The following is a 6767-nucleotide window of genomic DNA, read 5'->3' on the forward strand; positions in this document are numbered from 1 at the left end:
GGTTTATACCCTATTACTATGACATTATCAAATGTTAGACAAAAATTGCTACAATTGCCACTTCCTTTCATCCATCACAAGGACGCCTATTTTTGTGAACACAAAAAGCCATTTCCTCTATTCATTTTTAGGTGAGGAAAACTCTTTATCTTCATTTTATTTTAGATGATAACATCTACTGTTTTGTAAAGTAATATCTTACTTTTTTAGCCTGATTTCACGCATCTTATAAAAGAATAAGATTGGTATCTTTAAAAGTATATTATCAAATTAAGTAGAATTTTTCAAGGTATTAAACCATAAATTGAACGTTATTTTATAAAAATACTAATAAATATAAAAACAGCAAGCCATTCACTTGCTGTTTTTGAAAATAATTTTTTAAAAAATGCAATTTTAGTTTTAAATTATAACCAATTAATAAATCCTAAATACCTTATTTTAAACACTCTCTAAAGCATTATACATTTCTTCATCAACTCCTGTTAATCTAACTAACCAATTGTCTTCATCTCTTTCAGAATTTAACAATTCTGGAGTTGCTATTGCAGCTTCATTTCGATCAACGATTTTTCCTGCAAGTGGTGAAGAAATACCCATAACAGTTTTTGAGGCTTCCAAATTTAAAATGATATCATCAATTTCTAAACTGTCATCTTCAGTAAAATCAATAAAGCCAATTGTTCCAATATCATCTTGTAATTGAGGTGTCATTCTAATAGTATAAAGATTATTCTCTTTTTCAATAAAAAGATTATTCGCTATTTTTTTCATTCTCTACTCCTTCATGTGTTATATTATAAAATTTTCTTATCAAAAATGCTACAATTTTTTAGAAAAAAACATTCTTGGTTAAATATTATCTATTCTATGATTTATGGAAGCCACAATATAATTATTATATTTAAGATAATTTAGTTTTGATTGTTTTTCGTTAATTTCTCATAATGAAGATGAAATTGCTCTCTTTGTTTCTCATCAGGTTGCCAATCTTTAATGGAAAAACCAATTTGCCTTAACGTCAATTTTAATCTCTCGATAACTTCATCAACTGTAAAAGAAACATCAAACAAATCAGAAAGATTTGCCATAGATGAGGGATCAACATTTGGATAAGTTACCTTAGTTGTTTGATGTGCCAATCCTTTTTGATAGAAGTCAGCAATCATCTGCCCTCTTTGTTCTTGATTACCAGAGACGCTTAGATAAATAGAAACAACAATCCCTTTTTTTATGCGTCTTTGAGCAATACCAGCAAATTTTTTGCCATCAATGCTAAGATCATAAGTCCCCGGACAATAAGATTGTTCAATCTCAAAATAATCAATTCTTTTGTGAAGGTCAGAAAACACCATTTTGATAAAATCAACCATGACAAAATAACCGTCAGTAATAGAAATAGCTTCTCTAAAGGTATCTGGAATGATAAAAGAAAAGTTTAATATCCCCTCATCAGCAACAACTGCTAAGCCACCTATATTTCTAACGACTGGTTTATAGCCATAACTTTCAATCACTTCTTTGGCATCTTCCAAATTAGGAAGTAATTTGTCTAGCATCCCTAAAATGACCGTTTTTTCCATAGGCCAAATATGAAGTAATAAAGCATCTGGTTCTTGATTAATGAGTTTTAAAAACGTTTCTGTCCAAGCAAACGGGGCAATGGCATGCTGATTATCAGCAATAGCTTCTTCAAAAATATTAACGGGCAAAGTCGTCAAATCTCTTATTTCAATCACAATATCGCCCCTCTTTCAATAATAATTATACACTACTATTGTAGTCCAATTTATGGCATTTGTCTATTAAATGAAATCTTATCAAAAAGTGACATTAAGCCTTTACCAATCAGCCCTCTAATCAATTTTAGCTACCTCATTAGTAGCATTAAAATAATAAAAAGAGCTACCTTAATTCTTGATAAAGAACCAAAGCAGCTTTTTTTACCAATTAATCTAAATAATCTCATGGTAAGAAGGTCATATAAAAATTTTAGGAACCAATCATTATTTAGTTATCTGATGGCATCAATAAAACGTTGAGCGATTTCTTTAGGTCGGGTAATAGCACCACCTATAACTATACCTGCAGGATTAAGGTTTTTGACAGCAATTAAATCCTCAATACTGTGGATTTTTCCTTCAGCAATCACATCAATATCTTCTTGACATAGTTTTTTAATTAAACTCAAATCTGGACCTTCTGTTTTACTACTATAGTTAGTATAGCCAGATAGGGTTGTGCCAACAAAATCAACTCCAGCTTTATAGGCATTAAGACCTTCATCAAAGGTACTAACATCAGCCATTAATAACTGATTGGGGTATTTTTCTTTAATCTTTTTAATAAATTCAGAAATTGTTAGGCCATCATGACGTTTGCGGTTGGTAGCATCAAAAGCAATAAGGTCAACATTTTCTTCAGCTAATGCATCAATTTCAGTCATTGTCGCTGTAATATAGGGTTCTTCTGGAGGATAGTCTTTTTTAATAATACCTATAATTGGAAGATTTGTCATTTCTTTAATTTCTTTGATATCACGAATAGAATTGGCTCTTATAGCCACTGCTCCAGCTTGTTTAGCCGCAAGTGCCATTCTGGGCATTATGCCACCATCTTCAACATAGAGTGGTTCTCCAGGCAATGCTTGACAAGAAACAATAATGCCATCTTTAATAAGATTTTTAAATCTTTCTTTAGTTAATGTTTTGCACAATTGATTTCACCCTTTTTCAGTCTATTATATTTCTATTGTTTATTATAGCATTTTCTTTTTTAACATAACAATTTATCTATAATTGGATATCCTTTTTTCAAGATTACTATTTTTATTGAAATTTTTTTAATATCAACAAAAAAAGTGATAGAAAACACTATCACCTCTTACTAACTTATTAAAACATTAAATTTTTGCTTTTGCATCATCCTTAGAAAGTAATTTCCCTTCTAAACCACCAAATGGATGTAAATCACCAAATACTTCAATACGACCTGTGTCTTTAACACCACCGACTAAAACGGCATCCCAGCCAGCTTTTTCAATGATTTCGGCAACTTTTCCACCAGCTTTTTCATCATCAGTAGCATAGTAAAGAGTTACTTTTTTACCATCTTGCGTTTCAGTAGCATCCAATTGATCAGCTGGAAGAGTTCCAAATGCTTTGACGTAGTGACTTCCATTAGGAACAACTTCAGCAATTTGTTGACCTGATGAAAGATTTTCTGGATTAAGACTTTTTACATTTCCTTCGTCATCAAATGCAATATTATTTGAAGGGTCAATGATGATTTTTCCTTCTAATTGTGCTTCATGTTCTTTGATAAAGTCTTTAAGGCCATCGAACCATAAAGCAATAACAACAGCATCTGCTGCTTTTAATGCTTCATTAACATCTTGAAAGGCTTCAACATTTTCTTTAAGGTCATTTACCAAGGCAAGTGATTTATCATAATCACTTCCAATGACAATAGTATCAATCCCATGATTAGAAAAACGTTTAATTAAACGTGAACCAATATTTCCTGTACCAACAACTGCGATTTTCATAATAAATATCTCCTTTTTTCTATTAGGCTACGTCCTCGCTTGAGTGGCTAACTGAGTAACTAAGAGACAATCAGTCATTAAGTGGTTCCGTACCGATGGTTTCATTCTACTGCTAAAAAAAGATAGTGTCAAAGAATTTGTTTCGAAACAGAAATGTTTTGTTTATTGTTCAAAATAACTAGAAATAGCATGTCTGAATACAAGATAAAAACCTTTATTTGGTATCAAAATAGCAAAAGAGATAACTTCTGTTATCTCTTACTATTTAAAACTTGTGATTACTTTTATTTAAGACAAAAGAATAACCTATCGGGGCGATTAAAATAATAACCGTTAAAGCAATAAACAACTCATTTGAAAGAGAGAAAAGAGAGATTATTAGTAGTAATATACCCCCTATTACCCACATTTTACCACTAAAGTCGTGAGTTTTTATCCAATTATTATCATTAGCTAAAGTCCAAGGCAGACGGATACCCAAACTATTATTACGTTTTGTCTTTGGTAGATAATTTCCGATAATAATAATGAGAAGAGAAAGAGAAATTCTTAGTAAAACTAGAACATTAAAACTACTATTTAAAGCATAAGAAATCATCATAATAATTAGTATTAAAGACAATAAAGGCATAAACAGCAGAAGAAAAATAACTAATTTCTTATTTTGATAGTTTTGTCTGGTATCTTTTGATAGAACAAAATAAGAAAATAATTCTATCATAAAAATAAAGCCAATAGAAAAAAATAAAGCAATAAATTTATCAGTAAAATTATCTGGCTGATCAGCCACATTATAATGAATGGCAATTTTACCTGGTAATTGAGGATAATAATAGAGTGAAACAGCTAGTGGTACAAGATATAACCATAAACTAAGTTTAAACCATTTCTTTATAGTATTCATAACGTCTCCTTATTTTTTAAAAAACATAATAAATCTTAAAACATCTTCAAAAACTGAAGCATTCAGACTATAGTAACGGTAATTTTTCTCTTTTTCTAAAAAAATTAAATCTGCCTTTAATAAAACTGATAAATGGTGGGAAATGGTAGCATCTGAAACATCAAAATGCTGATGGATGTCGGTAGCACTCATTCTACCCTTTTTCAGTAATGTTAAAATCTCTCTTCTTTTTTCATCGTTTAATGCTTTCAAGGTTTGATCAATTCCCATAGCAACTCCTTTTTCTATTTAGATATCCTTCTAATTAGACTACTTATATTTTATATCTTTACTAGTCTTTTGTCAACTCTATTTAGATATTTTTCTAAATAGAAAAGAAAAAAACCGTTGTTCTAAAGAACAACGATTCATTTTATTATTTAATGAAGTGACTCTATTATTTAAGAGTTACTGAAGCACCAGCTTCTTCAAGTTTAGCTTTCATTTCTTCAGCTTCTGCAGCTGGAACACCTTCTTTGATGATGCCAGGAGCGCCATCTACAAGACCTTTAGCTTCTTTAAGACCAAGACCTGTGATTTCACGAACAGCCTTGATAACGCCAACTTTCTTGTCACCTGCTGCTGTTAATTCAACGTCAAATGAATCTTTAGCAGCTTCTTCAGCACCGCCACCAGCTGCTGCTACAGCTACAGGAGCTGCTGCAGTTACACCAAATTCTTCTTCGATAGCTTTCACAAGATCGTTAAGTTCAAGGATTGAAGCTTCTTTAATTTCAGCAATAATGTTTTCAATGTTTAATGCCATTGTATTTTTCCTCCAAATTATGTTTTTAATAAATAGTAATGGTAGCCATTTAAGCTACAGTTAAACTGCTTAGGCAGCATCTTCTTTGCTTTCTGCAACTGCTTTGACAGCGTAAGCAACATTTCGAACTGGTGCTTGAAGAACAGAAAGAAGCATAGAAAGAAGACCTTCTCTGTTTGGCAATTTAGCAAGTGCGATAATATCTTCTTTAGAAGATACTTCACCTTCAATTGCACCACCTTTGATTTCAAGTGCTTTAGCAGTTTGTGAGAAATCATTGATAATTTTAGCTGGTGCAATTACATCTTCATTTGAAAATGCAATAGCTGTTGGTCCAACAAAGACATCTTCAAGATTGTTAAGACCAGCTTTTTCAGCAGCACGACGAAGAATAGCATTTTTAACTACTTTAAATTCGATGTCGCTTTCACGTAGGTTACGACGAAGAACAGTATCTTGTTCAACAGTAAGACCACGTGAATCTACAATAACAATACTTGCAGCTGCTTTCATTTTTTCAGCATAAAAATCAACAAGTTCTGCTTTTTTAGCAATATTTGCTTGACTCATTAGTGTTTTACCTCCGTTATTATTTTTGGCTAGACACAAAAAAATCGCATCTAAACCCAGACACGAAAGTACAATCCGTTTATTAACGTTTTGTGCCTCGGTAGGAATATTATGAGCGAACTCCCCTACTGTCTTAGGTCAGTTTATTTAAAACCTTTGTCATTATAACACTTTATATGTCGTCTGTCAATCTTTTTCTCCTAAAATAAACAAAACATTTTTCTGTTTTAGAAAATTTTACTTTTTAAATTATCCTGATAATTAGAAAAGTAAATTAATCCATTCAATCTACTTTAAATGCTTATTTTTTATTTAAAATAAGATGCTATTTCTCAGATAACAGCAAAGATAAACTAGCACCAAATACTATGAAATTCTTACCTGACAATAAAAATTCAAATCATTTTTCATCATTACCAAACGAATTAGATGTTTTTGAAAATGACTATATAGTTAATAAACAAAAAATGGAGTGTTAAACACTCCATTTATCATTTATTTTTTATCTGACATTTTTCATAAACTATTTATAAAATACTAAAAACTCTACAATCATAAAAGTCATACTTTAGATTGTAGAGTTTTAGTGTGCTACTTTTTAGCTTCTTTCTATAGAAAGATTGCTAATTATAATTCATTTTCACGTTTTTTTCTACCATAGCCGTATAAAGCGAGTGACGATAAAGCTAACATAGTTCCTACTACTGCTGAGTTTGAAGCATCACCAGTATTTGGTAAGGTTTTAGCTTGTGCTGTTGAAGAGGCTTGGTCAGCTTTCTTCTCAGACATCCCCTTAGCCTTATGACCAGCTTCACTACTCATTGGTGCTAACTTGCCATCAAAGGCTAGCAACTCATGAGTTGGTGCTGTGTTTGGTACAGCTGTTTCAAGGGTTCCTTCAAAGACTGGTTTATCTTCTGCCGTTGGAGCATTATTTGGTA

At 31.4% G+C, this 6767-nt stretch carries 9 protein-coding genes and 1 other annotated feature; all 9 genes read right to left on the reverse strand.

All coding sequences use genetic code 11. The features are described 5' to 3' along the window. Positions 1–441 precede the first annotated feature (441 nt). Complete coding sequence (locus JHK64_RS02760) at positions 442–774, reverse strand: glycine cleavage system H family protein (RefSeq protein WP_199567474.1); 333 nt, start codon at positions 772–774, stop codon at positions 442–444. 140 nt (positions 775–914) lie between these two features. Then, on the reverse strand, positions 915–1736 hold the full coding sequence (locus tag JHK64_RS02765) for a lipoate--protein ligase family protein (RefSeq protein ID WP_343044078.1): 822 nt from the start codon (positions 1734–1736) through the stop codon (positions 915–917). A gap of 278 nt (positions 1737–2014) precedes the next feature. Beyond that, positions 2015–2716: an N-acetylmannosamine-6-phosphate 2-epimerase gene (locus tag JHK64_RS02770; RefSeq protein ID WP_199567476.1), complete on the reverse strand. Its 702-nt coding sequence runs from the start codon at positions 2714–2716 to the stop codon at positions 2015–2017. Positions 2717–2902: 186 nt separating this feature from the next. Beyond that, on the reverse strand, positions 2903–3556 hold the full coding sequence (locus tag JHK64_RS02775) for an NADPH-dependent F420 reductase (protein ID WP_343044079.1): 654 nt from the start codon (positions 3554–3556) through the stop codon (positions 2903–2905). Positions 3557–3812: 256 nt separating this feature from the next. Next, positions 3813–4451 carry an SdpI family protein gene (locus tag JHK64_RS02780; protein WP_199567478.1) on the reverse strand — a complete coding sequence of 213 codons (639 nt, stop codon included), beginning with the start codon at positions 4449–4451 and terminating at the stop codon, positions 3813–3815. 9 nt (positions 4452–4460) lie between these two features. Continuing rightward, positions 4461–4721, reverse strand: a complete 261-nt coding sequence (locus JHK64_RS02785; protein ID WP_199567479.1) for an autorepressor SdpR family transcription factor — start codon at positions 4719–4721, stop codon at positions 4461–4463. Positions 4722–4887: 166 nt separating this feature from the next. Then, complete coding sequence (gene rplL / locus JHK64_RS02790; protein WP_199567480.1) at positions 4888–5256, reverse strand: 50S ribosomal protein L7/L12; 369 nt, start codon at positions 5254–5256, stop codon at positions 4888–4890. 69 nt (positions 5257–5325) lie between these two features. Beyond that, complete coding sequence (rplJ, locus tag JHK64_RS02795) at positions 5326–5826, reverse strand: 50S ribosomal protein L10 (RefSeq protein ID WP_199567481.1); 501 nt, start codon at positions 5824–5826, stop codon at positions 5326–5328. 29 nt (positions 5827–5855) lie between these two features. After that, positions 5856–5982: a sequence feature (ribosomal protein L10 leader region), on the reverse strand. Positions 5983–6453: 471 nt separating this feature from the next. Then, the coding region (locus tag JHK64_RS02800) for an LPXTG cell wall anchor domain-containing protein (protein ID WP_199567482.1) at positions 6454–6767 on the reverse strand (314 nt) is incomplete at its 5' end.

Source organism: Streptococcus zalophi, from assembly GCF_016481285.1.
Lineage (GTDB): Bacteria > Bacillota > Bacilli > Lactobacillales > Streptococcaceae > Streptococcus > Streptococcus zalophi.